Origin of the sequence: Roseovarius sp. CH_XMU1461 (assembly GCF_037027165.1) — a bacterium.
Classification (GTDB): domain Bacteria; phylum Pseudomonadota; class Alphaproteobacteria; order Rhodobacterales; family Rhodobacteraceae; genus Roseovarius; species Roseovarius nubinhibens.
The window spans coordinates 833364-858100 of the sequence record NZ_JAYMDV010000001.1 but is presented as its reverse complement, the minus strand read 5'-3'; the positions used below and the strand labels follow the sequence as shown (position 1 = coordinate 858100).

Here is a 24737-nt window from a genome sequence, read left to right as displayed (position 1 = left end):
GGCGGGCGGGACTGGGCCGTGGGCGCGACGCGCTGCGACTCGATTGTTAACCGCAGAGTGCCAAGGAGCGAAAAAATGTCAGAGAATTCGAGAGCCACGGGAGAGGTGAGTGAGGGCGCGGCCAAGACCACGGACCGGCTGCGGCAGGAGATCGACGCGGGCAAGGCGGGGGACAAGCAGGGCTTTCCCGATCCGGCGGCAGCGCCTCTGGGCACCGATGCCGAGGCAGGGGGTGCGCCGCCCACAGAGGCAGAGCGGCGCATGGCCGAGGCCGAGATCACGGAGAGACCGAATGCCGATCAAGCGCGGCCCGACCTGCGCCCGATCAGCCCCAGCGCCGAGCCCGGCCCGGGCAGCCGCCCCCTCGCCAAATTGGCGCTGGTGGTGGGGCTGGGGCTGTTGGTGATCTGGCTGGTGGTGGAGTTGGTGTGAGGGGGGCATCTGGGACTGAGAGCAAGAACCTCAAAGGCCCGGGCCTTCATCCCGGGCTTTCCCTTCGAATGGTTCCGTGTTCAGGCGGCTTCCCAGTGTTCGCCGTCCAGACGGAAACTCATATTGTGCTCAAGCTCCGAAATCTCGCGGTCAAGGTCGGCCACGTTTTGAACCAACTCCCGGAATTCTGCGTCGGACCGCATGCCAACATAAAGCGCGCCAAGGGCGACACAGGCCGGCCCATTGGGTACTTCTTCGTCTCGGTGCTTTTCCCACCGTTGAATGTTCTTCTCAGACGTCTTCAACATTCTCGCCAGCGCTCGCTGCGAGATGTCGAGTTCAATACGAAGAAAGCGCATTTCCGCGCCGGTCATGCCGCTCGCCCGTGTGATAATATCCATCGCGATTTCATGGTGCAGATTGTCCAACGCCGCAATCGACGTCGTTGTGCCATACGGGGTTTCCTTGACCACAACGCCGCCGTCCAGCCACACATTGGGCAGACCACAATCTGTATAGTGATAAAGTTCTGTCATGTTTCTTTCTCCCGTTAGCGCCCGCCACGGTGAACAGTGACGATTGTCACCGTCATCTGTCCGTCGACGATGGCACACACAACCGAAACCATCGAACCAGCCGCAACACCTTGCATTTTGCCTTCCCAGGTTCCGTAGTCGGCGTTCCATGTGGGGCCCTTGGCTAAGGACCCTTTCTCCAAAACGCGTAAAACCATGCGCCGGGTTACGTCCCGGTCTTTCATTCGCTGTTGTGCGTGGTCGGTGAAGCCGACCATATGGTGAACACTTACATAGTCCTTCACATGCGCTTCATACGTCTGCGCGCTCATAAAAGGTACGGGTTTGTCCGGCTCAGTCATACCCTCAATATGAGGGTGCTAAGGGGCAATATCAAGGCAATTCGTGTATATTCCGTTACGAGCAAACTCGATACACGTCAGTCGAGCTTTTGTGCAGCGTTTCAATCAAGACCGCTCTCGTAGACGCGTTTACGCACTCCTCCCTAAACACAAAAGGCCCCGCCAGTGGCGGGGCCTTGCGTTTGAGCGGGTCGGCCTAGTGTTTGACCGTGCCGAGATCTTGTTTGTCGGCTTCGGATTTGGCGGCTTCGGCGACGCGTTCGCCGCTTTGGCGGGCCTTGTCCTTGAGCGCGTCCGCGAAGTTCTTGTCGCCGGGGGCGTTCTCGTCCAGGTCAGCCTTGGTTTCGCGGGCGACTTTCTTGGCCTCTTCGCCTGCGGCGCGGGCGACTTCGCCGAGCTTGGCCTTTTCCTCGGCGAAGATGCGTTCCGCCTCGTCCATCAGCGCATCGCTGTGTTGGCCGAGATAGGCGTCTTCGGTGCGGCTCCGCGGGAGGGCGGCGCCGATGGCGGCCCCCACGGCGACGGCGAGCGCCCCGGCGACGAGCGGGTGTTCCTCGTAGAGATCCGAGGCGCGTTCGCGGGTCTGGCGGGCGCGGGCCATGGCGGCGTCGCGGGCCTCGACCGCGCGTTCGCGGGCGGCGATGACCCGGTTGCGGGCCTCTTCGCTCAGCTGCTCGGTGCCTTCGGCGAGGCGTTCGCGCAGCGCCTTGGCGCGGTCGGCGGCAGAGCGGGCCGTGTCGCGCAGCCCGTCGCGGGCCGAGCCTGCGGCAGAGCTGATCCCGTCGCCGAGATCGCGGGCGCGGTCGGCTGCGGCATGGGCGGCGTCGCTGGCGGCGGTGGTGAGACCGTCGGATTGGCCCTCGGACGCGTCGGCGCTGTGGCTGCTGCGGTCGCGAATGCCACCGGTGCCGGCAAAGCCGTGGCGCGGTGAGCCGTGCAGCGGCAGGGTCTCGGTGCGCGCCCAGCTTGGGGCGGTGTCGGCGTCATAGCCGCCGGAGGCGCCTTGGGCGGCACCCTGGCGGTCGCGTGCGCCGTAGGCGTCGTGGCGGGCGTCGCCATGGTGGCGCAGGGTCGAATAGTGGCGCACGTCGCTGTCGTGTCTGCGCGACGAGCGGTCACCGAGGATCAGCCAGGCGAGGCCGATGCCGGTGACGGCGAGCGCGGTGGGGTTGCGCTTGACCGCCTGCGAGACGGACTGGCCGATGTCGCCGGCGTGGTCGCGCAGGCCTTGGCTCAGCTGATGGGTGAGACCGTCGAGGGAAAAGCGGTGTTGCAGCTCGTCGAGCGTGCGGCTCAGGCCCTGACGTTCGCGTTCGATGTCGCGTTCGATCTCTTCGGGGCTTCGTGTGTCATTTGTCATTGTAGACCTCCATAACGGTCTGTGCGTCACGTTGAACATTCTTGGCGGTGCGGGTCGGCGCGAGGCTGCGCAGCTTGAGCTCGTTCACGCCTTTCTGGACCATGGCCCAGGCGATGAGGGCGAGCCCGACACCGACGATGAGCGCCGACCAGCCGGCGGGGATGCCGAGCTCGGTCAAGGCGGCGACGAGGGCGGCGGCGAGCACGTGGAGCGCGGCGAGGGCCACGGCCACGGCACCGACGATCAGGCCGATCGCCACGCCCGCGGTCTTGAGGTTCTCGTCGATCTCGGCGCGGGCCAGGTCGACCTCGTTGCGGACCAGCGCGCTGACATGGGCGAGGGCTTCGCTCAGCAGGTTGCCGGCGCTGGGGCCGGTGGGTTTGATGTCGGGATCATGGGTCATGAGCGCGCGCCTCCGGTTTGGTTGCCCGTTTCGCTGATCGAGCCGGTGCCGCCTGCGGTGGCGGTGCCTTGGCCGAGATCGGCGCCAAAGCTGGTGGCGCGGTCGGGCGTGCCAGAGCTGTTCTGTGTGCCGTGCTGCGTGCCGTGCTGCGGATCGCGGGCCGTGGCGCGGGCAAAGCGGGTGGCGGCAAAGCCTGCGAGCGCCGCGCCGCCCAGGAAGAGCAGCGGATTGCGGCGGGCAAAGCTGTTGAGGCCGCTCACGACCTCGCCGAGATCCTTGTCGCGGATCGTGTCGGAGACATCGGCGAGCCCATCGGCCAACTGGCTAAAGGTGCGTTCCTGCGGCGAGCCGTCGCGCAGCTCGTCGGCGGCGGTGCGCAGGGCCGAGGCCACGCCGCGCACTTCGCGGGCGGCGGTTTCCTTGGACCGGTCGGCATAGTGGGCCGCCTCGTCCTGAACGGTACGGGCCGCGCTCTGCGCGGCTTTGGTGACGTCTTCTTTCACGGCAGAGGCGGTATCGCGTGCCTTGGTCTTGAGGTCCTCGCCATCATGGGACCCGCTGCGTTGATGTGACATGGGTTAGGTCCTTTCCTGGATCAGGCAATGAAGTTGAGCAGGGCGAGCACGACGACGATCACCCCGATGAGATAGAAAATTCCGTGCATTGGTCTCTCCCCGTGCTTTTGAAACTGTGGTGTCAGGACAACGGGCGGCGGGCTTTTCTGTTCCTCTAACTTTGCTCTGAACCTTTTGGCCTGCCCATGCGTTGGGAGACTCTATCTGCGGTGAAAAACAGAAGGGGATCGGCATGTGGGAAAGCTTTCTGATCGACGATTGGCACCAGATCGTCCGGGCGGTGGTGTCGGCGGCGCTGCTCTATGGGTTCGTCATCCTGTCGGTGCGGGTGAGCGGCAAACGCTCGACCTCGCAGATGAACAATTTCGACTGGGTGGTGACGGTGGCGATCGGCTCGCTCATGGCGTCGGGGATCTTGCTCAAGGATGTGAGCCTGCTTGAGAGCATGATTGCGATTGCCACGCTGCTCGGTCTGCAGTTCCTGCTCACCTGGGCCATGCTGCGTTGGCAGCCGCTGGAGGATCTGGTGCGGGCCGATCCGCGGCTGTTGTTCCATGAGGGCGAGTTTCTCTGGGAAGCGATGCGCCGCGAGCGGGTCTGCAAGCAAGAGGTGCTCTCGGCGATCCGGGCCAATGGGATGCGTGACCTCGACGAGGTGCACTGCGTGATCCTCGAGACCAACGCCTCGCTCAGCGTGCTGCCCCGGCCCGAGGGGGACGGGGGGCGGCGGGCGTTGCAGGATGTGCACGGGATCAACATCGAGAGCTGATCCCGGCAGGGCGGCATCAGCCGCCGATCAGCGTGCCGCCATTGGGATGGAGCACCTGCCCCGTCATATAGGAGCTGTCCTCGCAGGCGAGGAACAGCAGCGCGGGGGCGACTTCGTTGGGCTGGCCGGGACGGCCGAGCGGCGCGTCCTTGCCGAACTCCTCGACCGCGTCCTTGGGGAAGGAGGCGGGAATCAGCGGCGTCCAGATCGGGCCGGGGGCCACGCCATTGACCAAGATGCCTTCGCTGGCGAGCTTGCTCGACATGGCGCGGATGAAGGAGAGGATCGCGCCCTTGGTGGAGGCGTAATCGATCAAGAGATCCTGTCCCTTGTAGGCGGTGATCGAGGTCACGCAGATGATCCGCGCGCCGCGTTCGAGATGCGGCAGCGCCGCCTGTGTCATGAAGATCGTGCCAAAGATATTGGTGCGGAAGGTGCGTTCGATCTGCGCCTCTTCGATCTTGGTCGGGTCGTCCTGGGCGTGCTGTTCACCCGCGTCATTGACGAGGATATGCAGCCCGCCAAAGGTTTCGACCGTGCGGTCGGTGGCGGCGCGGCAGAAATCCTTGTCGCCGACATCGCCGCGGATGAGCAGCGCCTCGGAGCCCTCGGCCTCGATCAGGTCGCGGGTCTTTTCGGCGTCTCGCTCTTCGTCGCGATAGATGATAGCGATGCGCGCCCCTTCGCGGGCGAAGAGGACGGCGGTGGCGCGGCCAATGCCGGAATCACCGCCGGTGATGAGCGCCACCTTGCCCTTGAGCCGGTCCGAGCCGGGATGGCGCGGCATATATTCGGGCGCGGGGTCCATTTCATGTTCGAGCCCCGGCTGGCGCTGGGGGCTTTGGAGCGGGGTGAAGCTGTCGTCGGGCATGGCCGGTCTCCTGTGCTGTGAGGTTTCGGGGGAAACCGCAGAGGGCAGGGAGGGGTTCCGGTGGGGGGGCGGGGGTGGCCTGATCTGGGCCTGATTTTGCCGATGGCGCGCGTGCCCGGGCGTCAGGTTTTGCGGGGCAAACAGCAGAATCGGACCGCGAGAGGGCGGTCGCAATGGGCGGCTAAATTGTCAGCGAGAGTGTCGGGGGAATTGGTGCCCAGGAGAGGACTCGAACCTCCACGTCCTTGCGGACACTAGCACCTGAAGCTAGCGCGTCTACCATTCCGCCACCTGGGCAGGTGTCGTGAGGCAGGCGTTTAGCCGCCGGGGGGATCAGTGTCAACGGCGATTCTGTGGATTCGATGCGATTGCTTATCGCCTTGTCCAACGGCCGGCTTGCGGGTAGGAGTTTGTCAGGTAGTTTTAGCGCACCGGAGGGCCGGGAATGTCGAAGATTGTCACTATTTATGGCGGGTCGGGCTTCGTGGGCCGCTATATCGCGCGGCGGCTGGCCAAGCAGGGCTGGCGCATCCGGGTGGCGGTGCGGCGTCCCAATGAGGCGATGCATGTCAAACCCTATGGGGTGGTGGGCCAGGTCGAGCCGATCCTGTGCAACATCCGCGACGACGCGAGCGTGCGCGCGGCGATGCAGGGGGTGGACGCGGTGGTGAACTGTGTCGGCACCTTTGATGCGCGCGGCAAGAACAATTTCGATGCGGTCCAGCATGAGGGCGCCGAGCGCGTGGCGCGGATCGCCGCCGAAGAGGGCGTGGCCCGGCTGGTGCAGATCTCGGCGATTGGCGCGGATACCCAGGCGGCGAGCGACTATGCGCGCAGCAAGGGGCTTGGCGAAGAGGCCGTTCTTGGTCATTTCCCCAGTGCCGTGATCCTGCGGCCGTCGGTGATCTTTGGGCCGGAAGACGGGTTCTTCAACCGCTTTGCCGGGATGACGCGGCTTGGGCCGGTGCTGCCGGTGGTGGGGGCCGAGACCAAGTTTCAGCCGGTCTATGTGGATGACGTGGCCAAGGCCGCCGTCGAGGGTGTCGAGGGGCGCGCCGCGCCGGGCATCTACGAGCTGGGCGGGCCGGATGTGAACAGTTTCCGCGAGCTCATGCAGCAGATGCTGGGGGTCATTCGGCGGCGGCGTCTTGTTATTAACATTCCCTTGGTGCTGGCCGGGCCGATGGCGATGCTCATCGAGTGGGCGCATATGCTCAGCCTTGGGATCGTGCCGCGGATGATCACCCGCGATCAGGTCACCAGCCTGCGCGAGGACAATGTCGTGTCCGAGGGCGCGCGGGGCTTTGCCGATCTGGGGATCACGCCGGTGTCTCTCGAGGCGGTGCTGCCGGATTACCTGTGGCGGTTCCGTCCCTCGGGGCAGTATTCCGCGATCAAGGAGAGCGCCAAGAACCTGCGCACCTGAGTGTTTTAATCAAAGGCCTGTTTTATGTCTGAGAGTATCCTTGTTGCAGCCTTTCTCGGGCTGCTCGAAGGCCTGACCGAATTTATTCCCGTGTCCTCGACCGGTCACCTGCTATTGGCCGGGCATTTCCTCGGCTTTGAGAGCCCGGCGCATACGTTTGAAGTTGTCATTCAGCTCGGCGCGGTGCTGGCCATTCTGACGGTCTATTCCGCCAAGCTCTGGGGGGTGCTGCGCGCGGCGCCGCGGGATCCGGAGGCGCGGCGGTTTCTGGCCTCGGTGCTCTTGGCGTTCTTGCCGGCGGCCTTGGTCGGGGTGATGGCGCATGGGTTCATCAAATCGGTGCTTTTCGAGACGCCGCATCTGATTGCGGCGATGCTCATCGTGGGCGGTGTCGTGCTGCTCTTTGTGGACCGGTTTGCGCCGGCGCCGCGCTATGAGGACCCGACGCGCATCCCGATGCCGGTGGCGCTTGGGATCGGGCTATTCCAATGTCTGGCCATGGTGCCGGGGACGAGCCGGTCGGGGGCGACCATCGTGGGCGGACTGCTCATGGGGGTCGGCAAGCGGGCGGCGGCGGAGTTTTCCTTCTTCCTGTCGATGCCGACGATGGCCGGGGCCTTTGGCTATGATCTCTACAAGAACCACGATGTTCTCGACCTGAGCGCGATGGGCGATATTGCGGTGGGATTTGCCGTGGCCTTTGTGGCGGCCGTTGTGGTGGTAAAATGGTTACTCAATTTCGTTAGCAAGCATGGCTATGCGCTGTTCGGCTGGTGGCGAATCGCGGTGGGGCTGCTGACTTTGGGCCTGTTGTGGGCGGTCGGATGAGGGATAGGTAAGTAGAAGTTACCTAAAATTTGACGCACGAGGGGTGAGGGACGAGAAATTTCTCTCATAAATGGTATATAGGTCAACGCTGCTGACTTTTCTTTTTGTTTGGCGCGATTTAAACGTGGCAGGCCGGAAGTCAAGTCAGGGGAAACCGCGTGGCCAAGCAACCTATGTTGAAATTCGTCTCTGTTCCGCGGGATATGCCCGAGAAGCGCGACGCTGAAACCCGCAATCGGGATTTCGATGAGATCTATGCCGAATACGCGGCGGAGAAAGCGGCCGAGCAGGCCGGGCGCTGCAGCCAATGCGGCGTGCCCTATTGCCAGAGCCATTGCCCGCTTCACAACAATATCCCGGACTGGCTGCGCCTGACCGCCGAAGGGCGGCTGCGCGAGGCCTATGAGATCAGCCAGGCGACCAATACCTTCCCCGAGATCTGTGGCCGCATCTGTCCGCAGGATCGCCTCTGCGAAGGCAATTGCGTGATCGAGCAATCCGGCCACGGCACGGTCACCATCGGCAGTGTCGAGAAATACATCACCGACCGAGCCTGGGAGGAGGGCTGGGTCGGGGTGCCGACGCCCCGCGAAGAACGCGCGGAGAGCGTCGGCATCATAGGCGCGGGCCCCGGCGGGTTGGCGGCGGCGGATATGCTGCGTCAGGCCGGGGTGCAGGTCACGGTCTATGACCGCTATGACCGGGCCGGGGGGCTGCTCACCTATGGAATTCCGGGCTTCAAGCTTGAAAAACCGGTGGTCATGCGGCGCATCGAGCAGCTCGAAAAGGGCGGCGTCACCTTCGTGCTCAACTGCACTGTCGGCGAGGACATGAGCTTTGCCGAGATCCGCGGCAAGCATGATGCGGTGCTGATTGCCACGGGCGTCTATAAATCGCGCGATCTCGGCGGGCCGGGCGCCGGGGCCAAGGGCATCGTCAAGGCGCTCGATTATCTCACGGCGAGCAACCGGGCGTCCTTTGGCGACACGGTGCCGGAGATCGAGAGCGGCGAGCTCAACGCGCAGGGCAAGCGGGTCGTGGTCATCGGCGGCGGCGATACGGCGATGGATTGCGTGCGCACGGCGATCCGGCAGGGCGCGGAGAGCGTCAAATGCCTCTATCGTCGGGACCGGGCCAACATGCCGGGCAGCCAGCGCGAAGTGCAGAATGCCGAGGAAGAAGGCGCGGTGTTTGAATGGCTTAGCGCGCCCAAGGGCTTTGCCGGCGACAGCGTGAGCGCGGTCAAAGTGCAGAAGATGCGCCTCGGCGCGCCGGATGCCACGGGCCGTCAGGTGCCCGAGGAAATCGAGGGCGCGATCGAGGATATGGAGGCCGAGCTGGTCATCAAGGCGCTGGGCTTTGAGCCGGAGGAGCTGCCGACGCTGTGGGGCGAGCCGGGGCTCGACGTGACACGCTGGGGCACCATCCGGGCCGAGTATCAGACCGGGCGGACCTCGCTCGAGGGGGTCTATGCGGTGGGTGACATCGTGCGGGGCGCGAGCCTTGTGGTGTGGGCCATTCGTGACGGGCGTGACGCGGCGCAGGCGATCCTTGAGGATCTGAGCGCGGCGCGGGCCGTGGCGGCGGAATAAGGGGACCGGGGGACCGAAAACGCCATGTCGGCAGCACGTCGGTATTGCGTCGGTAAAGCGACAGCGTGGATTTCGCCCCGAACGGACCAAGAGATATAAGCAGGGCAATAGTCCTGACCCACCGGATGAGGAAGGGTTAAGAGAATGACAAAGTTTGATCAGAACTGGAAAGCCGCCGAGGAAGCCAAGCGCGCCTGGATGGCCGAGAATGGCATGTATTCGGAAGAGGAAGAGCATTCTTCCTGCGGCGTCGGCCTCGTAGTGTCGATCAATGGCAAGCCGTCGCGCCGGGTGGTGCAGGCGGGGATTGATGCGCTCAAGGCGATCTGGCACCGCGGCGCGGTCGATGCCGATGGCAAGACCGGCGATGGCGCGGGCATCCATGTGCAGATCCCGGTGCCCTTCTTCTATGACCAGATCCGCCGCACCGGCCATGAGCCGCATGAGGATCAGCTCATCGCCGTCGGTCAGGTCTTCCTGCCGCGCACGGATTTCGGCGCGCAAGAGGTCTGCCGGACCATCGTCGAGACCGAAGTGCTGCGCATGGGGCATACGATCTATGGCTGGCGGCATGTGCCGGTGGATGTGAAATGCCTCGGCGAAAAGGCCAATGCGACGCGGCCCGAGATCGAACAGATCCTGATTTCCAATGCCAAGGGCATCGAGGAAGAGGATTTCGAACGCGAGCTCTATGTCATTCGCCGCCGCATCGAGAAGGCGGTCACCGCCGCGGGCGTGCGTGATTTCTATATCGCGTCGCTGTCCTGCCGGTCGATCATCTACAAGGGCATGATGCTCGCCGAGCAGGTGGCGGTGTTCTACCCCGATCTGCAGGATGAGCGGTTCAAGAGCGCCTTTGCGATCTATCACCAGCGCTATTCCACCAACACATTCCCGCAATGGTGGCTGGCCCAGCCCTTCCGCATGTTGGCGCATAATGGCGAGATCAACACGCTCAAGGGCAACGTCAACTGGATGAAGAGCCATGAGATCCGCATGGCGAGCGGCGCCTTTGGCGACATGGCCGAGGATATCAAGCCGATCATCCCCGGCGGGTCGTCGGACAGTGCCGCGCTCGATGCGGTGTTCGAGGTTCTGGTGCGGGCCGGGCGCTCGGCGCCGATGGCCAAGACGATGCTGGTGCCGGAAAGCTGGTCGAAACAGGCCGAAGAGCTGCCGCAGGCGTGGCGCGACATGTATTCCTATTGCAACTCGGTCATGGAGCCGTGGGACGGCCCCGCCGCGCTGGCGATGACCGATGGCCGCTGGGTCTGTGCCGGGCTCGACCGCAACGGGTTGCGGCCGATGCGCTATGTGGTGACGTCGGACGGGCTGCTGATTGCCGGGTCCGAGGCGGGCATGGTGCCGCTCGACGAGCGCAATGTGCGCGAAAAAGGCGCGCTTGGCCCGGGTCAGATGCTGGCCGTGGACATGAAGAAAGGTCTCATGTTCCGCGACCGCGAGATCAAGGACAAGCTCAGCCAGGCGCTGCCCTTCTCGGAATGGGTGAGCCGGATCAACGAGCTTGACGAAAAGCTCGCCGGGATCACCGAGACGCCGCTCTTCTCCGGCGATGAGCTGCGCCGTCGTCAGATCGCGGCGGGCTATACGATCGAAGAGCTCGAGCAGATCCTCGCGCCGATGGCCGAGGATGGCAAAGAAGCGATTGCCAGCATGGGCGACGACACGCCGAGCGCGGTCCTGTCCAAGGGCTATCGCCCGCTCAGCCATTTCTTCCGGCAGAACTTCAGCCAGGTGACCAACCCGCCGATCGACAGCCTGCGCGAATATCGGGTGATGAGCCTCAAGACGCGGTTCGGCAACCTCAAGAACGTGCTCGACGAGGACAGCAGCCAGACCGAGATCCTGGTGCTCGACAGCCCGTTCGTCGGAAATGCGCAATGGGATGAGCTGCAGAAGCATTTCAACGCCGAGGTCGGTCAGATCGACTGTAGCTTTGAGCCGGGTCCGGGGGCGCTTCGCCGTGGGCTTGAGCGGATCCGGGCCGAGGCCGAGGATGCGGTGCGCTCGGGTTCCGGGCATCTGGTGCTCACCGATCAGAATGTGAGCGAGGGCCGCGTCGGGATGCCGATGATCCTCGCCACCAGCGCGGTGCATAGTCACCTGACGCGCAAGGGGCTTCGGACCTTCTGTTCGCTCAACGTGCGGTCGGCGGAATGTATCGACCCGCATTATTTCGCGGTGCTGATCGGGGCCGGTGCGACGGTGGTTAACGCCTATCTCGCCGAGGACAGCATCGCCGACCGAATCAATCGCGGTCTCATTGATGGCAGCCTCACCGAGGCGGTGGCGCGCTATCGCAATGCGATTGACCAGGGTCTGCTCAAGATCATGTCGAAGATGGGGATTTCGGTGATTTCCTCCTATCGCGGCGGTCTCAACTTTGAGGCGGTGGGCCTGAGCCGGGCGATGTGCGCCGAGTTCTTCCCCGGTCTCATGAGCCGGATCAGCGGCATCGGGGTCAGCGGCATTCAGGCCAAGCTCGAAGCGGTGCATGCGCAGGCCTATCGCGGTGGCGATGTGCTTCCGATTGGCGGGTTCTACAAGGCGCGCAAGACGGGCGAGACCCATGCCTGGGGCGCGCAGAACATGCATCTCATGCAGGCGGCGTGCAACGCGGCGAGCTATGAGCTCTGGAAGCGCTATTCGGCGGCGATGCAGGCCAACCCGCCGATCCATATCCGCGACCTGATGGCGATCAAGCCGATGGGCGAGGCGGTGCCTTTGGAAGAGGTGGAGAGCGTCACGGCGATCCGCAAACGCTTTGTCACGCCGGGGATGAGCCTTGGGGCGCTGTCACCGGAGGCGCATAAGACGCTCAACGTGGCGATGAACCGGATTGGCGCCAAGTCGGACAGCGGCGAGGGCGGCGAAGATCCGGCGCATTTCACGCCGGAGCCCAATGGCGACAACCCGAGCGCCAAGATCAAGCAGGTCGCCTCGGGGCGGTTTGGGGTCACGGCCGAGTATCTCAACCATTGTGAAGAGCTCGAGATCAAGGTGGCGCAGGGCGCCAAGCCCGGCGAGGGCGGCCAGCTTCCGGGGATGAAGGTCACCGATCTCATCGCGCGGCTGCGGCATTCGACCAAGGGCGTCACGCTGATCAGCCCGCCGCCGCATCACGACATCTATTCCATCGAGGACCTTGCGCAGTTGATCTATGATCTCAAGCAGATCAACCCGCGTGCCAAGGTCACCGTCAAGCTGGTGGCGCAATCCGGTGTCGGCACGATTGCCGCCGGTGTGGCCAAGGCCAAGGCGGATGTGATCCTCATTTCGGGCCACAATGGTGGCACCGGGGCGAGCCCGGCGACCTCGATCAAATATGCCGGTCTGCCGTGGGAGATGGGCCTCACCGAGGCGCATCAGGTTCTGGCGATGAACAACCTGCGCGACCGGGTGACGCTGCGCACCGATGGCGGGCTGCGCACCGGGCGCGACATCGTCATGGCGGCGATGATGGGGGCCGAGGAATACGGTATCGGCACCGCCGCGCTCATCGCGATGGGCTGTATCATGGTGCGTCAGTGCCAGTCGAACACCTGCCCCGTCGGCGTCTGTACCCAGGACGAGGCGCTGCGCGACAAGTTCACCGGCAATGCCGACAAGGTGGTCAACCTCATCACCTTCTATGCGCAGGAAGTGCGTGAAGTGCTGGCCTCGATCGGCGCGCGGAGCCTCGACGAGGTCATCGGGCGGGCCGATCTGCTGACCCAGGTCAGCCGGGGCAGCGCGCATCTCGACGATCTCGACCTGAACCCGATGCTGATCACGGTGGATGGCAGCGCCGGGCTCAGCCTCGACCGCAACCGGGGCCGCAACGAGGTGCCCGATACGCTCGATGCGGAGATCGTGCGCGATGCGCAGCGCTTCCTCAACGATGGCGAGAAGATGCAGCTTCACTATGCCGTGCAGAACACGCATCGCACCGTGGGCACCCGCGTCAGCAGCCATATCGTGCGCAATTTCGGCATGCGCAATGCGCTGCAGCCGAACCACCTGACGGTCAAGCTCACCGGGTCGGCGGGGCAGTCCTTGGGGGCCTTTGCGGCGCCGGGGCTCAAGCTCGAAGTGTCGGGCGATGCCAATGACTATGTCGGCAAGGGCCTGTCGGGGGGCACCATCGTGGTGCGCCCGGCGATGATGAGCCCGCTGGAGGCGAGCGAGAACACGATCATCGGCAACACGGTGCTCTATGGCGCGACCGATGGCTATCTCTTTGCGGCGGGGCGCGCGGGCGAACGGTTCGGTGTGCGCAACTCGGGCGCGAAAGTGGTGATCGAGGGCTGTGGCACCAACGGGTGTGAATATATGACCGGCGGTGTCGCGGTGATCCTTGGCCGGATCGGCGCCAACTTTGGCGCGGGCATGACCGGCGGCATGGCCTATCTCTATGATCCCGAGGGCGCGACCGAGCTCATGCTCAACCGCGAGACGGTGATCACCTGCCCGGTGCAGGAGGGGCATTACATGCAGCAGCTCGAGGAGTTGATCGAGCGCCATGTCGAAGAGACCGGCAGCGCCAAGGCCAAGCAGATCCTGCAGCATTGGGATGTGGAGAAATCCAAATTCGTGCAGGTGGTGCCGAAAGAGATGCTCAACAAGCTCGCCCATCCGATCGAGCTGCCGGAGGCCATCCCGGCGGAGTGAGCGCAGCCATCATGATAGCGCGAAGGGCGGGGGATCTCCCCGCCCTTTTTGCGTTTGACGCATCTTTTGCCTTGGGGGCGCGAGGGCGGTGTCGGCCCGTCCCGGCGGGGCGATGTCGGGGTTGCAGAGAGGTCATGGCTGCACCCAAGGGTTGCCCTTGATTTGCCTAAATTTGAGGGTAAATAGCGGGGAATAAAGAGAATACCTCTCCGCATGGACAAATGAGCGGCAAGAGGGATGGGCAGGACTTCGGATGGCGACCTATGTTGTCGTGGCCAAGGATCAATCGAGCCTTGGCCCGAACGAGATCAATGCTGGCGACACGATCTATGTTGAAGATGGCGATCAGGTCATCATCGACCCGTCTGCTGACGACAACATCAAATTCGAAGCCGCGGATGGCGGGCCGGCGCAGTTCGAGATCCTCTTTTCCAATGATGCCGAGACCGAGAGCCTCTATCCGGGGCCGCAGGCGCTCGCCAGTCTGGGACCGGCGGCGGTGGGCGAGCTCTATCAGCTCTTCCCCGAACTGGCGTTGCCTGGGGTGACGATCCGCATGGCGCGGTTCGTGCCAGAGACCGGCCGCGCGATGAAGCGGCTCGCGGCGCGGCATCAGAAGAACCACAAGCCGCTGGTCGAGCGGGCGGCCTGAGCGGCAGCCCGCAGCCTTCAGCCGCGGCCGATATAGGGCATCTGCGTCGCCATCACCGTCATGAAGGGCACATGGGCCGAGAGCGGCATATCCGCCATATGCAGCACCGAGCGCGCGGCATGGGCGACATCCATGGTCGCCATGTCGGGCTGCTGCGATTTGAGATCGCTGACGATCTCGCTCTCGGCATTGCCGATGTCGATCTGACCGCAGGCGATGCCATGGGCGCGCCCGTCGAGATAGAGGCTCCGCGTGAGCCCGGTGATCGCGTGTTTCGAGAGCGTGTAGCAGGTCGAGCCGGGGCGCGGGCTATGGGCCGAGATCGAGCCGTTGTTGATGATCCGGCCGCCCTTGGGGTCCTGGCGGCGCATCTGGCCAAAGGCGAGCTGGGCCGCGATGAACATGCCGCGGATGTTGACGTTGAGCACCTGGTCGAGCCCGTCGAGCGGCACCTCGTCAATCGGGCCCATGGGGCCGAAGATCCCGGCATTGTTGAAGAGCACATCGAGCCGCCCGGTCTGGTCGATGAACCGGTCGAAGGCGGCGCGCATGGCCTCGGCGTCGGTCACATCGGCGGGCAGGGCGATGGCCTTGGCGTGGCTGGCGGCCATCTCTTCGAGACGGTCGGCGCGGCGGGCGATGAGCCCGACCTGCCAGCCCGCGTCGAGAAACATCTCGGCGGTGGCGCGGCCGATGCCAGAGCTTGCGCCGGTGATCAGCAGGCTGCGGGTCTCTTGGGTCATGCGGTGGGCTCCTCTTGCGGTTCCAGTTCGAGCGCCACCGGGGCGGCGCGCAGATCGTCGGTGCGCAGCTCATAGCTCGGCTTTGCCAACCGGTTGCGCACCACCCAGTAGAGCCGTTCCTCGGCCCGGGTGATGGCGACATAGGCAAGCCGTTTCCACAGCGGCTGCCCGGCCTCGCTGCGGCCCATGCGGGCGGCGGCATAGAGATCGGGGGCAAAGACCTGCACCTCGGGCCATTGGCTCCCTTGCGCCTTGTGGATGGTGACCGCCGCGCCATGCAGAAAGGTCGCCCCCATGCGGGCGGCAAAGGGGATGAAGGGCTCTTCCTCGTCGGGTTTCTCGATCTTGACGATCGAGGCGGCGCTCAGCTGCGGGTCCTCGGCGCCGATCACATGGAGGCGGGAAAACCCCGGTTTGCGGCCCGGCCCGAGATAGATCACCTGCGCCCCTTTGATGAGGCCGCGCGCCTCGAGATCGAGCCGTTTCTTGCGGTGTTTGAGCGGCAGCTCGAGCCCGTCGCAAATCAGCGGCTCGCCGGCCAGAAGCTCGGTCTCGGGGGCGCCATGGACGGCGCGAAAGGCGTTGATCAGCCGGATGCGCGTGGCGTTGCGCCAGACCAGCACCGGCGAGCGCGCCATGAGATCGACCTCGACCCGCTGGGCATAGCGGACCCGGTCATCGGCGCGGGCCTTGTCCTCGATCATCTGTTCGAAATCGTGAAATTGCAGCACTGGGTCGGCCAGCGCATGGGCGAGATCGAGGATCGGGTTGTCGGCCTCCTGGCGGTGGATGCGGTTGAGGGTGAGCTTGGCCGGGTCGGGCAGGCTCTCGAAGACCATGGCGCCGGATTGGTTGACCGGGGCGAGCTGGGCCGGGTCGCCAAAGAGCAGCAGCGTCGGGAAGATCTCGCGCAGATCGTCGAACTGCTTCTTGTCGAGCATCGAGGCCTCGTCGACAAAGCCGATGTCGAGCGGATCGTCGCGGCGTTTCCAGCCGGTGATGAAATCCGAGCCGCGCAGCCCGGCGGCGGCGAGCGCGCCGGGGATCGATTTGTTGTTCTGGTAAAAGGCCAGCGCCCGGTCGAGCGCCTGATCGGTGAGCCCTTCGATCTCGGGCCGGTCGCCATTGCCCGCGAGCCATTCGGCGATCCGTTCATATTCCGGGTCATAGACCGGGGTATAGAGGATGCGGTGAATGGTGGTGGCGGGCACGCCGCGCATGCGCAGCACGCTGGCGGCCTTGTTGGTGGGGGCGAGAATGGCGAGGGTGCGGCGTTCGCGGCGGCGCTTGCCCTCCCAATCGCCCGAGACCACATCGACACCCGCATCTTCGAGGGCGCGGTAAAGCTGTGCGAGAAGCAGGGTCTTGCCCGAGCCGGCCTTGCCGATCACCGCCATGACCTGTTCCTTGGCCTCGCCGGGCGGCGTCAAAAGCCCCTCTTCGAGATCGACGCCGACCGCGCGCAGCGCCTCGGCGATGCGGTCATGGGCCTCGGCCTGATCGTCGGAATATGTGAGCGCGGTCTCAGTCATGGCGCGACCCTATCGTGTGGTCGCGCCGGGGGCCATAGGTGGCGGGCCCCCGGTCTCTTTCTGGTGACAAATACCCCTGCGCGCGGCTGGCCTCAGGCGGCGTCGAGCGCGGCCAGCACATCAGCCAGCAGATCCTCGGGGTCTTCGATGCCGACCGAAAAGCGCACGAGCCCGGGGGTGATGCCGAGCGTCACCTTCTGCTCGTCGCTGAGCCGCTGATGGGTGGTGGTCGCGGGGTGGGTGGCGATGGATTTCGCATCGCCGAGATTGTTCGAGATCACCGCGATGTTCAGCGCGTTGAGAAAGCGGAAGGCCGCCTCTTGCCCGCCCTTGAGATCGAGCGAGATCACCGTGCCGCCCATGCCCATGTCGCGCATCACCAGCGCGTGTTGCGGATGGTCCGGGTGGCCGGGATAGATGGCGCGGGCCAGTTTCGGATGACCCTGCAGCGCCTCGGCGAGGCGGGTGGCGCCTTCGATCTGGGCGCGGACGCGCAGGGCGATGGTCTCCAGCCCCTTGAGCATGACCCAGGCCGAGAAGGGCGACATCGCCCCGCCGGTATGTTTCATGTAGGGTTCGATCACCTTGCGGATGTACTCTTCGGAGCCGAGGATCACGCCGCCGAGCGCCCGGCCTTGGCCGTCGATATGTTTGGTGGCGGAATAGATCACCACATCGGCCCCTTGCGAGAGCGCGCGGCTGTGGACCGGGGTGACAAAGACATTGTCGACCATGACCCGGGCGCCGACCGCATGGGCGAGCTCGGCCACGGCGGGCAGGTCGATCACTTCGAGCGTCGGGTTGGCGATGGTTTCAAAGAAGACGAGCGCCGTGTCGGGGCGGATGGCATCGCGCCACTGGTCGAGATCGAGCCCATCGACGAATGTCACCTCGACGCCAAAACGGCCGAGCAGCTCCTCGAGCACATAGAGCGACGAGCCAAAGAGCGCCCGCGCCGCGACCACGTGATCGCCCGCCTTGAGCGAGGCGGTCAGCGCGGCCGAGACGGCGGCCATACCGCTGGCGGTGGCAAAGGCCGCCTCGGCGCCTTCGAGCGCCGCGATGCGGTCTTCGAACATGGCGACGGTGGGGTTGCCATAGCGGGCATAGATGAATTCATCCGGCCCGGTTTCGAGAAAGCGGGCTTCGGCCTGTTCGGCGCTGTCATAGACAAAACCCTGGGTGAGGAAGATCGCCTCGCTCACCTCGTTATACTGGCTGCGGCGGGTGCCGCCATGAACCAGTTTCGTGCGTTTGTTCCAGTCTTTGCTCATCTCTCGACCTCCGGGCACATCGCCCAATGAAAAAGCCCCGTTGCGGTCAAGCGCAAGGGGGCCTTGGTCCTGACCTTTTAGCGGAGGGATTAACGTGGCCCGCAATCCGGTAACAAATCGCCACGATGTGGATGGAGATATAAAATCGCCTGTTGCAGGTCAACAGTGTCACAGGGCCGATACAGAGGTTTTACACGGGTGTCGTGTGGCGCGGCTAGGGGTTCTCCACAAGATGTAGTGGGAGTGCCCGCAGATGCCGGTCTTGTCCATAGATGCCACGCCGCAAGGGCCCCAGTTGCACGGGGCGGATGTCGCGCCCAGTGCGGTGCCCAGTGCGGCGCCCGGTGCGGCGCTCGGACTGGCCCTCGATACGGCGCTGGCCGATCCGGCGGGGCGGGCGGGGCCGGTGATCGTTCTCGTCCATGGCTACAAATATCAGCCGGGGCGTGAGCGCCATTGTCCGCATCGCACCTTGGGGGCGCTCGATCCCGATTGTCCCGGCTGGGTCGGGCAGCACAGCTGGCCGCGCGGTCTCGGCTTTGGGCAAGGGGCCGAGGGCGAGGGGGTGGCGATCTCCTTTGGCTGGTTGGCGCGCGGCAGTCTCTGGCAGGCCTATCGGCGGGCCGGCGAGGCGGGGCGGATGCTGGCGCAGCTGGTGGAGATGATCCGGGCGCGGGCGCCGGGACGGCCGGTGCATGCGGTGTCGCATTCGCTGGGGGCGCGGGTGGTGCTCTCGGCGCTGGCGGCGGCGTCGCGGGCCGAGGCCGGGTTTGACCGGGCGATCCTGTTGTCGGCGGCAGAGCTGCGCGGACCTGCGGCGCGGGCGCTGGCGACACCGGCCGGGCGGCGGGCCGAGGTGTTCAATGTCACCAGCCGCGAGAACGATATTTTCGATCTCTTGTTCGAGCTGGTGATGGGTGCGCCGTGGCGCGGCGAGCGGGCGATGAGCGAGGGCATCCCGGAGGCGGGCAATCTGCGCAGCCTGCAGATCGATCATGCGGATGTGCGCCGGGCGCTGGGCCGGGCCGGGGTGCCGATGTCGCATGAGGCGGCGATGGCCTGTCACTGGTCGACCTATACGCGGCCCGGGCTGCTTGGGTTTTATGCGCGGCTGTTGCGCGAGGGGGGCGGGCCGACGCTGGCCACGCTCATCGATGCGGTGGCCGATCAGCAGGACCCGCGTTGGTCGCGGCTCTGGCGGGGGCGGGGGACGGCCAGCCCTCTGGGCGAGACATGGCGTGGGGCGTGAGGGCGGGGGTTACTCGCCCTCTTTTTTCTCTTCGGTGGAATGGGCTGAGAAGACCTTGCCCTGGGTGATGAAGAAGAGAAAGATCGCCGCCGTCAGGCCGAAGGTCTTGAAATAGACCCAGGTTTCTTCGGTCATGGTGCGCCAGATCACTTCGTTGAGGATGGCGAGGCCGAAGAAAAAGATCATCAGCCGGCGGGTCAGGATCATCCAGCCCTCATGGGTGAGCGGCATCAGCCCGTCCATCAGCGATTGCAGGTAGGATTGGCCGCGCAGGAGGCCCGCGCCGAGCACGCCGCCGAAGAGCAGGTAGATGATCGTCGGCTTCATCTTGAAGAAGCGGGGGTCGTTGAACCAGACACTGAGCCCGCCAAAGACGACGATGAGCACCGCCGTGACCACCTGCATCCGCGACAGGTGACCGGTGAGCCACCAGAGCGCCGCGATGGAGGCGAGGAAGACCGGGATAAAGCCTGCGGTGACCACGACAAAGCCGTCGTATTCGGTGCCGCCGATGGTAAAGACCTCGTCCTTGAGCCAGAGATAGGCGACGAAGAACGCCGCGATCGGGCCCAGTTCGAGCGCGGTCTTCAGGGCTCCGTTGATTTTCTTCTCGGCCATTGGGCGGTCTCCTCTACGGGGCATCAGCCCCCCATTTCCACGATTACAGCGCCAAGCGCAATCAGCACCATGAGCGCGATGCGGCGCGGCCCCACGGTTTCGCGCAGGACGAGCCAGCCGATCAGCGCCGCGAAGACCACGGAGGTTTCGCGCAGCACCGCCGCCTCGCCCACCTTGTCGAGCCGTGTGGCAAGCATGATCGACCCGAAGGACATGAAGGCGACGAAGGCCCCAATCAAGCCCCGTGTGAACAAAGGCCGCAGCGGCGGGCGTGTCTCCATGCGCCGCCAGTGCCGATAGGCGATGGGCGGCATGGTCATGCCTTCGAACATGAAGAACCACGCGAGAAAGGTGAACGGGTCGGCGGTGGCGCGGATCGCATAGGCGTCATAGGTGGTGTAGATGGCGACAAAGAGCCCGGTCATCGCCGCCAGCATCAGGGCCATCGGCAGGCGTTCGCGGTCCACGGTGAGAAAGATCAGGTTATAGACCGCAAGGCCGAAGATCCCCGCCAAGAGCACCGCCACGCCGAGCCATTGGATCAGGGTAAAGCTCTCGCCAAAGATCAGATAGGCGCCGATCACCGTAAAGAGCGGCCCGGCACCGCGCACCACCGGGTAGACCACCGTATAGGCGCCCCGGCTATAGGCCATGGCCTGCAGGAATTTGTAGATGACATGGATCACCACGCCCCCGGCAAAGAGCGGCCACATATGCGGTTCGGGCCAGGGCACGACGAAGAGCGCGAAAGGCGCCGCGATCACCACCATCCAGATGTCGATGGCGCCGCGCGCGAGCCATGGATCGTAGCGGCCCTTCTGGAGCGCGCCAAAGACCGCGTGCAGGAAGGCCGCCGAGAGGGCGAGGATGAGCGCCGCCTGATGGCCCGTCTCGGTGCCCTCCATTGATATCAGCCAGTCGCTCACTAGTTTATCTCCTACGCCCTGCGGAAAAGGCCTGCGCCATGTTGGATGTGATCATTGAAGAGCTGAACGGGACGTTTTCGAGCGTGCCGCCCTTGGTGGCGGGGACGCGGCTCGTGGCGGCGGTGGTTTTGGGCGGGATCATCGGATATGAGCGCGAGCGGCGCGAGAAACCGGCGGGTCTGCGGACCCATATGCTCGTCTCGATGGCGGCGGCGCTCTTTATCATCGTCAGTCAGCAGCTTGCCAATCTGCCCTTTGGCGACAGCGATGCGCTGCGCGTCGATCCGCTGCGTCTGGTCGAGGCGGTGACGGCGGGGGTCGCCTTTCTCGCGGCGGGGATCATTTTCACCTCGAAGGGGCAGGTGCGCAATATCACCACCGGCGCGTCGCTCTGGCTTGCGGGGGCGATTGGCCTCGCCTGCGGCGCGGGGCAGATGCCGCTCGCGGCGATGGCCACGGGGATCGTGGTGCTGGTGTTGCTCAGTCTGCATGTGGTGGAACGGTGGATGGGCACGCGCTAGGCGCGGTCATCCGGTCACGCCTCCAGCCCGGTGAGCGCGGCGGCGAAATCTTCGGGATCAAAGGGCGCGAGATCGTCGATCTGTTCGCCGACGCCGATGGCGTGGATCGGCAGGCCGAACTTATCCGCCAGCGCCACCAGAACGCCGCCCTTGGCGGTGCCGTCGAGCTTGGTCATCACGAGGCCCGAGACATCGGCGAGCTCTTGGAAGGTCTTGACCTGTGAGAGCGCATTCTGGCCGGTGGTCGCGTCGAGCACGAGCAGCGTGTTATGCGGCGCGGTTTCGTCCTTTTTGCGGATGACGCGGACGATCTTGGCCAGCTCTTCCATCAGGTCGGCGCGGTTCTGCAGCCGCCCGGCGGTGTCGATCATCAGAAGATCGGCACCGTCGCGCTGGGCGCGGTCCATGGCGTCAAAGGCGAGGCTGGCGGGATCAGAGCCTTCGGGCGCGGTCAGCACCGGCACGCCGGCGCGGTCGCCCCAGACCTGAAGCTGTTCCACGGCGGCGGCGCGGAACGTGTCGCCCGCAGCGATGACCACGGATTTGCCGGCCGCCTTGAACTGGCTGGCAAGCTTGCCGATGGTGGTGGTCTTGCCCGAGCCGTTGACACCCACCACAAGCACCACTTGCGGGCTCTTGGTATAGAGCGGCATGGGGCGGGCGACGGGTTCCATGATGCGGGCGATCTCGGCGGCGAGGAGCTCCTTGATCTCCTGGGTCGAGAGCCTTTTGCCCATGCGGCCCTCGGCCATGTTGGCGGTGACGCGCAGGGCGGTGTCGACCCCCATATCGGCGGTGATCAGCAGCTCTTCGAGCTGTTCGAGCATGTCGTCATCAAGCGCCCGGCGCATGACGGTGGCTTTGTCGCCGCGGCCGAGAAGCCGGCCCAGCAGGCCGGGTTTGGCGGCAGGGGCGGCGGCGGGCGTATCTGTCGGCGGCTCCACCAAGGCGCTGTCGCCCGGCAGGGCGGGTTTGATCGGGGTTTCCGGCATCGCGGGCGAGGGCGGCGGGGGCGGCGCCTCGATGGGCGGGGCCTCGGGGGCCGGATCGCGCGGCGGGGTGATGTCGGGGCCGGGCTCTGGCGGGCGGGCCGGGGTCGGATCGGGCAGCGGGATGGTGTCCGGCTCGGGCGTGGGCTCCGGGTCCGGCGTGGGCGTGGTGTCGGGCGCGGGATCGGGGACCGGGGTCGGCTCGGGTGTGGGGGTGACGTCCGGCGCGGGATCGGGGATCTGCTCGGGCTCGGGCGTGGGGGTCACATCGGGCTCGGACGGGCGGGCCGGGCTTGGCTCGGGTGTCGGCACAGTGTCGGGGGGCGGCGGGGCTGTGGGGTCGGGCGCGGCAGAGGTTTGGGCGGTGTCGGTGACGATCGCCTCTTCGCTACCGCCATCGCCGACAATCGCGTCGAGCCCTTCCTCGAGTTTCGAGGAGGATTTGAAAAGCTTGCTCTTGAGTTTTTTGAAGAACGCCATTTCCGGCCCCTTTCGCTGTTCCTTATCACCTAATCCGGTTGCGCGGGATTTGAAAGGGCCGGAGCGGTCCGGCCCCCCTTAGAGAGCAAGCTAGGGCGTTGGTCTGGGGTGCACAGGGGGCGCACAGGGGGCGCATAGGGCGGGGGTTGGCGGATGATGGTTTTGGGAACGATCCTGCTCAAGGCGAGGGATTGTTGGCGATTGCGAAACAGTGGGAGTCTGGAGCGAAATTTAATTCGTTTTGAATCCAATTTCTTAATCTTCCGGCGTGAAATCAGGCCGAATGGTGTCATTGTTGTGTCACAAACCGGACGATAGCCTACGAACAGGAATGAGAGGGGCCGTGTGCGAAGGCCTCCGTGATCTGAGTTGAAGAGTTGCGCGGCGGGCAGTCGTTGAGAGGACGCGAGGTTTATCGGTTGGAGTCCGTGCTCGTATGTCCGTTTTGCTCGACGCAAGCCAAATGTATGCCTCAGTGGCGACTGGCAGCAATTATAACACCCGACATCCCGAGAATAACTCGATCCCGGTGCACCTGCCGGATCATGATGCGGAGCAGGGGGCGGCCACCATCCGTGCCGTGGATGATGGCAATCCCGGGCTGCTCGAGGCCGGGGATATCATCTCTTTCACCATCACCATTGGCGGCGATACCTATGTCGTGGATCGCGCGGTCGTGGGCCAGTCGCGGGACGGGGCGGAAGCGTCGGGCGAGCCGGCGCAGAAGGGCCATCTGACCGCGACCGGCACGGATCAGAATGGCAAGAATGTCGCGCTCTTGCTGTCGCAGGGTCCGTTTCAAGAGCGGCACTCTCCCTTCTTTGTGAATGACACGCAGTTTGGCGGCCATGGCGGCGATGATGTGTTCCTCAAGGCCATCTGCTATGCGCGCGGCACCCGGGTCGAAACCGATGACGGCCCCGCCCGGGTCGAAGAGTTGCGGCGGGGCGACCGGGTGCGGGTGCTGGGCGGCGGCTCTGCGCGGCTGCGCTGGGTCGGGCGTCAGGTGATCCGGGCGGAAAACAGGCGCGATCAGGGAGGGGCGGACACCCGGCTGGTGCGCATCCCGCGCGGTGCCTTTGGCAATCGCGAGGCGGTGTTCGTCACGGTGCAGCATCGGCTGGCGCTGGCGCTTGGCGGTGAGGCGGCGCTGATCAAGGCCAAGTTTCTGGCGGAAGAGGGGATTGGCGGCTGTCGCTTTGTGGACGATGGGCGGCCGGTCGAGATCTATCATCTGCTGACCACGCGGCATGAGGTGATCGACATTTGCGGCATGTGGTCCGAGACGTTTCAGCCGGGGCTCTATTCGCTGAGCCAGATGCCGGCGGCGATGCGGCAGGAGATTTTCGAGCATTTCCCGAGGTTGGGGCGCGCCTGGGACCGGGGGCGGTTCGAGACCGGCGATCCCTATCCTTCGGCGCTGCCGATGGCGTCGCGGGCGCGGTTCAGACGCGAGGCGGGCGCTCTCGGCTTGCTTGCGCCCGTGGTGGCGCCGCTCGCCATCGCGGCGGAGTAGCGCGCCCCCTGCGGCGATGAGTGCGGCAGCCCTTCGTCCTATGGCGCGCGACAAACTGTGATCTCGTAAAGGCTCTGGAAAGCTTTCTCCGTCAGACTGTCGGGGGCATCCTTCGCGTGGCGTTGGAGGGATGTCTGCTGTGCGGTCAGGTGGAGTAGAGTTGTCAGGTCATGCCGGTTCTGCTGAACACGAGCCAGATGTACGCGTCGGTGGCGACCGGCAGCAATTACAACACGACCCACCCGCAGAATAGCAGCCTCCGGGTGCATCTTCCCGATCATGACGGGGTGCGGCGACGATCTGGGCGGCGGAGGATGGCAATCCCGGGCTGCTCGAAGAGGGGGATGTGATTTCCTTTACCATCACCATCGGCGGCACCACCTATCAGGTGAACAACGCTCGGGCAGACGCGCAACGGGTCGGAGAGCAGTGG

General features: G+C 65.0%; 22 protein-coding genes, 1 tRNA gene and 1 riboswitch. Of the genes, 10 read left to right on the top strand and 13 right to left on the bottom strand.

The annotated features are described in order from the left end of the window. The first annotated feature begins 75 nt into the window (after nucleotides 1-75). Nucleotides 76-432, top strand: coding sequence for a hypothetical protein (locus WA237_RS04065; RefSeq protein WP_336096771.1), 357 nt, complete (start codon nucleotides 76-78; stop codon nucleotides 430-432). Nucleotides 433-512: 80 nt separating this feature from the next. Here WA237_RS04065 and WA237_RS04060 read toward each other — a convergent pair whose 3' ends face one another. The 5 genes from WA237_RS04060 to WA237_RS04040 form a co-directional block, all read right to left on the bottom strand. After that, a complete protein-coding gene (locus tag WA237_RS04060; RefSeq protein ID WP_336096770.1) occupies nucleotides 513-968 on the bottom strand; it encodes a helix-turn-helix domain-containing protein in 456 nt (151 codons plus the stop codon). A gap of 14 nt (nucleotides 969-982) precedes the next feature. After that, complete coding sequence (locus WA237_RS04055) at nucleotides 983-1309, bottom strand: DUF4258 domain-containing protein (RefSeq protein WP_336096769.1); 327 nt, start codon at nucleotides 1307-1309, stop codon at nucleotides 983-985. 196 nt (nucleotides 1310-1505) lie between these two features. After that, complete coding sequence (locus WA237_RS04050) at nucleotides 1506-2669, bottom strand: DUF3618 domain-containing protein (RefSeq protein WP_336096768.1); 1164 nt, start codon at nucleotides 2667-2669, stop codon at nucleotides 1506-1508. Continuing rightward, nucleotides 2659-3072, bottom strand: coding sequence for a phage holin family protein (locus tag WA237_RS04045; protein WP_009813261.1), 414 nt, complete (start codon nucleotides 3070-3072; stop codon nucleotides 2659-2661). The genes WA237_RS04050 and WA237_RS04045 overlap by 11 nt, the downstream gene beginning before the upstream one ends. After that, entirely contained in the window at nucleotides 3069-3647 is a 579-nt protein-coding gene (locus WA237_RS04040) for a hypothetical protein (protein WP_336096767.1), read from the bottom strand. The genes WA237_RS04045 and WA237_RS04040 overlap by 4 nt, the downstream gene beginning before the upstream one ends. A 232-nt stretch (nucleotides 3648-3879) precedes the next feature. Here WA237_RS04040 and WA237_RS04035 point away from each other — a divergent pair, with 232 nt between their 5' ends. Further along, a complete protein-coding gene (locus tag WA237_RS04035) occupies nucleotides 3880-4416 on the top strand; it encodes a DUF421 domain-containing protein (RefSeq protein ID WP_009813258.1) in 537 nt (178 codons plus the stop codon). A 16-nt stretch (nucleotides 4417-4432) separates the two neighbouring features. Here WA237_RS04035 and WA237_RS04030 read toward each other — a convergent pair whose 3' ends face one another. Beyond that, nucleotides 4433-5287, bottom strand: coding sequence for an SDR family oxidoreductase (locus tag WA237_RS04030; RefSeq protein WP_336096766.1), 855 nt, complete (start codon nucleotides 5285-5287; stop codon nucleotides 4433-4435). A 211-nt stretch (nucleotides 5288-5498) separates the two neighbouring features. Beyond that, nucleotides 5499-5584, bottom strand: a tRNA-Leu gene (locus WA237_RS04025). Nucleotides 5585-5732: 148 nt separating this feature from the next. Here WA237_RS04025 and WA237_RS04020 point away from each other — a divergent pair. The 5 genes from WA237_RS04020 (at nucleotide 5733) to WA237_RS04000 (ending at nucleotide 14456) form a co-directional block, all read left to right on the top strand. Beyond that, nucleotides 5733-6713: a complex I NDUFA9 subunit family protein gene (locus WA237_RS04020; protein WP_336096765.1), complete on the top strand. Its 981-nt coding sequence runs from the start codon at nucleotides 5733-5735 to the stop codon at nucleotides 6711-6713. Between the two features lie 24 nt (nucleotides 6714-6737). Beyond that, the gene (locus WA237_RS04015; protein ID WP_009813246.1) at nucleotides 6738-7541 is read left to right on the top strand and encodes an undecaprenyl-diphosphate phosphatase; all 804 of its coding nucleotides are present in this window, start codon (nucleotides 6738-6740) and stop codon (nucleotides 7539-7541) included. Nucleotides 7542-7699: 158 nt separating this feature from the next. After that, nucleotides 7700-9133, top strand: coding sequence for an NAD(P)-dependent oxidoreductase (locus WA237_RS04010; protein ID WP_040617894.1), 1434 nt, complete (start codon nucleotides 7700-7702; stop codon nucleotides 9131-9133). Between the two features lie 144 nt (nucleotides 9134-9277). Beyond that, nucleotides 9278-13804, top strand: a complete 4527-nt coding sequence (gene gltB, locus WA237_RS04005) for a glutamate synthase large subunit (protein WP_009813244.1) — start codon at nucleotides 9278-9280, stop codon at nucleotides 13802-13804. 253 nt (nucleotides 13805-14057) lie between these two features. Next, nucleotides 14058-14456 (top strand): hypothetical protein, encoded by a 399-nt coding sequence (locus WA237_RS04000; RefSeq protein WP_336096764.1) that lies wholly within the window; start codon nucleotides 14058-14060, stop codon nucleotides 14454-14456. Between the two features lie 17 nt (nucleotides 14457-14473). On the opposite strand, the gene WA237_RS03995 is transcribed toward WA237_RS04000, so the two are convergent. From WA237_RS03995 to metZ, 3 genes are all read right to left on the bottom strand, one after another. Beyond that, on the bottom strand, nucleotides 14474-15199 hold the full coding sequence (locus tag WA237_RS03995; RefSeq protein ID WP_336096763.1) for an SDR family oxidoreductase: 726 nt from the start codon (nucleotides 15197-15199) through the stop codon (nucleotides 14474-14476). Further along, nucleotides 15196-16731 carry an ATP-dependent DNA helicase gene (locus tag WA237_RS03990; RefSeq protein ID WP_336096762.1) on the bottom strand — a complete coding sequence of 512 codons (1536 nt, stop codon included), beginning with the start codon at nucleotides 16729-16731 and terminating at the stop codon, nucleotides 15196-15198. The genes WA237_RS03995 and WA237_RS03990 overlap by 4 nt, the downstream gene beginning before the upstream one ends. A 92-nt stretch (nucleotides 16732-16823) precedes the next feature. Further along, nucleotides 16824-18005, bottom strand: coding sequence for an O-succinylhomoserine sulfhydrylase (gene metZ, locus WA237_RS03985; protein ID WP_009813240.1), 1182 nt, complete (start codon nucleotides 18003-18005; stop codon nucleotides 16824-16826). Between the two features lie 57 nt (nucleotides 18006-18062). Further along, nucleotides 18063-18139, bottom strand: a riboswitch (SAM riboswitch). Between the two features lie 119 nt (nucleotides 18140-18258). On the opposite strand from metZ, the gene WA237_RS03980 reads away from it, so the two are divergent. Then, nucleotides 18259-19254: a hypothetical protein gene (locus tag WA237_RS03980; RefSeq protein ID WP_336096761.1), complete on the top strand. Its 996-nt coding sequence runs from the start codon at nucleotides 18259-18261 to the stop codon at nucleotides 19252-19254. A gap of 9 nt (nucleotides 19255-19263) precedes the next feature. Here the strand turns inward: WA237_RS03980 and WA237_RS03975 are convergent, their stop codons facing one another. Then, nucleotides 19264-19872, bottom strand: a complete 609-nt coding sequence (locus WA237_RS03975; RefSeq protein ID WP_286906051.1) for an inner membrane-spanning protein YciB — start codon at nucleotides 19870-19872, stop codon at nucleotides 19264-19266. Between the two features lie 23 nt (nucleotides 19873-19895). Beyond that, entirely contained in the window at nucleotides 19896-20798 is a 903-nt protein-coding gene (locus WA237_RS03970) for an EamA family transporter (protein ID WP_336096760.1), read from the bottom strand. Nucleotides 20799-20836: 38 nt separating this feature from the next. Here WA237_RS03970 and WA237_RS03965 point away from each other — a divergent pair, with 38 nt between their 5' ends. Continuing rightward, nucleotides 20837-21319, top strand: a complete 483-nt coding sequence (locus WA237_RS03965) for an MgtC/SapB family protein (protein ID WP_336096759.1) — start codon at nucleotides 20837-20839, stop codon at nucleotides 21317-21319. Nucleotides 21320-21333: 14 nt separating this feature from the next. Here WA237_RS03965 and ftsY read toward each other — a convergent pair whose 3' ends face one another. Continuing rightward, nucleotides 21334-22788: a signal recognition particle-docking protein FtsY gene (gene ftsY / locus WA237_RS03960; protein WP_336096758.1), complete on the bottom strand. Its 1455-nt coding sequence runs from the start codon at nucleotides 22786-22788 to the stop codon at nucleotides 21334-21336. Nucleotides 22789-23263: 475 nt separating this feature from the next. Here ftsY and WA237_RS03955 point away from each other — a divergent pair, with 475 nt between their 5' ends. Next, nucleotides 23264-24304, top strand: coding sequence for a Hint domain-containing protein (locus tag WA237_RS03955; RefSeq protein WP_336096757.1), 1041 nt, complete (start codon nucleotides 23264-23266; stop codon nucleotides 24302-24304). Nucleotides 24305-24737 lie beyond the last annotated feature (433 nt).

What these genes read in the sequence shown, in the direction of transcription:
- WA237_RS04040 (WP_336096767.1), bottom strand. Translation starts at nt 3,647, where the DNA reads ATGTCACATCAACGCAGCGGGTCCCATGATGGCGAGGACCTCAAGACC.
- WA237_RS03965 (WP_336096759.1), top strand. Translation starts at nt 20,837, where the DNA reads ATGTTGGATGTGATCATTGAAGAGCTGAACGGGACGTTTTCGAGCGTG.
- WA237_RS03990 (WP_336096762.1), bottom strand. Translation starts at nt 16,731, where the DNA reads ATGACTGAGACCGCGCTCACATATTCCGACGATCAGGCCGAGGCCCAT.
- ftsY (WP_336096758.1), bottom strand. Translation starts at nt 22,788, where the DNA reads ATGGCGTTCTTCAAAAAACTCAAGAGCAAGCTTTTCAAATCCTCCTCG.
- WA237_RS04045 (WP_009813261.1), bottom strand. Translation starts at nt 3,072, where the DNA reads ATGACCCATGATCCCGACATCAAACCCACCGGCCCCAGCGCCGGCAAC.
- WA237_RS03980 (WP_336096761.1), top strand. Translation starts at nt 18,259, where the DNA reads ATGCCGGTCTTGTCCATAGATGCCACGCCGCAAGGGCCCCAGTTGCAC.
- WA237_RS04065 (WP_336096771.1), top strand. Translation starts at nt 76, where the DNA reads ATGTCAGAGAATTCGAGAGCCACGGGAGAGGTGAGTGAGGGCGCGGCC.
- WA237_RS03995 (WP_336096763.1), bottom strand. Translation starts at nt 15,199, where the DNA reads ATGACCCAAGAGACCCGCAGCCTGCTGATCACCGGCGCAAGCTCTGGC.
- WA237_RS03975 (WP_286906051.1), bottom strand. Translation starts at nt 19,872, where the DNA reads ATGGCCGAGAAGAAAATCAACGGAGCCCTGAAGACCGCGCTCGAACTG.
- WA237_RS04050 (WP_336096768.1), bottom strand. Translation starts at nt 2,669, where the DNA reads ATGACAAATGACACACGAAGCCCCGAAGAGATCGAACGCGACATCGAA.
- metZ (WP_009813240.1), bottom strand. Translation starts at nt 18,005, where the DNA reads ATGAGCAAAGACTGGAACAAACGCACGAAACTGGTTCATGGCGGCACC.
- WA237_RS04015 (WP_009813246.1), top strand. Translation starts at nt 6,738, where the DNA reads ATGTCTGAGAGTATCCTTGTTGCAGCCTTTCTCGGGCTGCTCGAAGGC.
- WA237_RS04035 (WP_009813258.1), top strand. Translation starts at nt 3,880, where the DNA reads ATGTGGGAAAGCTTTCTGATCGACGATTGGCACCAGATCGTCCGGGCG.
- WA237_RS04000 (WP_336096764.1), top strand. Translation starts at nt 14,058, where the DNA reads ATGGCGACCTATGTTGTCGTGGCCAAGGATCAATCGAGCCTTGGCCCG.
- WA237_RS04060 (WP_336096770.1), bottom strand. Translation starts at nt 968, where the DNA reads ATGACAGAACTTTATCACTATACAGATTGTGGTCTGCCCAATGTGTGG.
- gltB (WP_009813244.1), top strand. Translation starts at nt 9,278, where the DNA reads ATGACAAAGTTTGATCAGAACTGGAAAGCCGCCGAGGAAGCCAAGCGC.
- WA237_RS04055 (WP_336096769.1), bottom strand. Translation starts at nt 1,309, where the DNA reads ATGACTGAGCCGGACAAACCCGTACCTTTTATGAGCGCGCAGACGTAT.
- WA237_RS04020 (WP_336096765.1), top strand. Translation starts at nt 5,733, where the DNA reads ATGTCGAAGATTGTCACTATTTATGGCGGGTCGGGCTTCGTGGGCCGC.
- WA237_RS04030 (WP_336096766.1), bottom strand. Translation starts at nt 5,287, where the DNA reads ATGCCCGACGACAGCTTCACCCCGCTCCAAAGCCCCCAGCGCCAGCCG.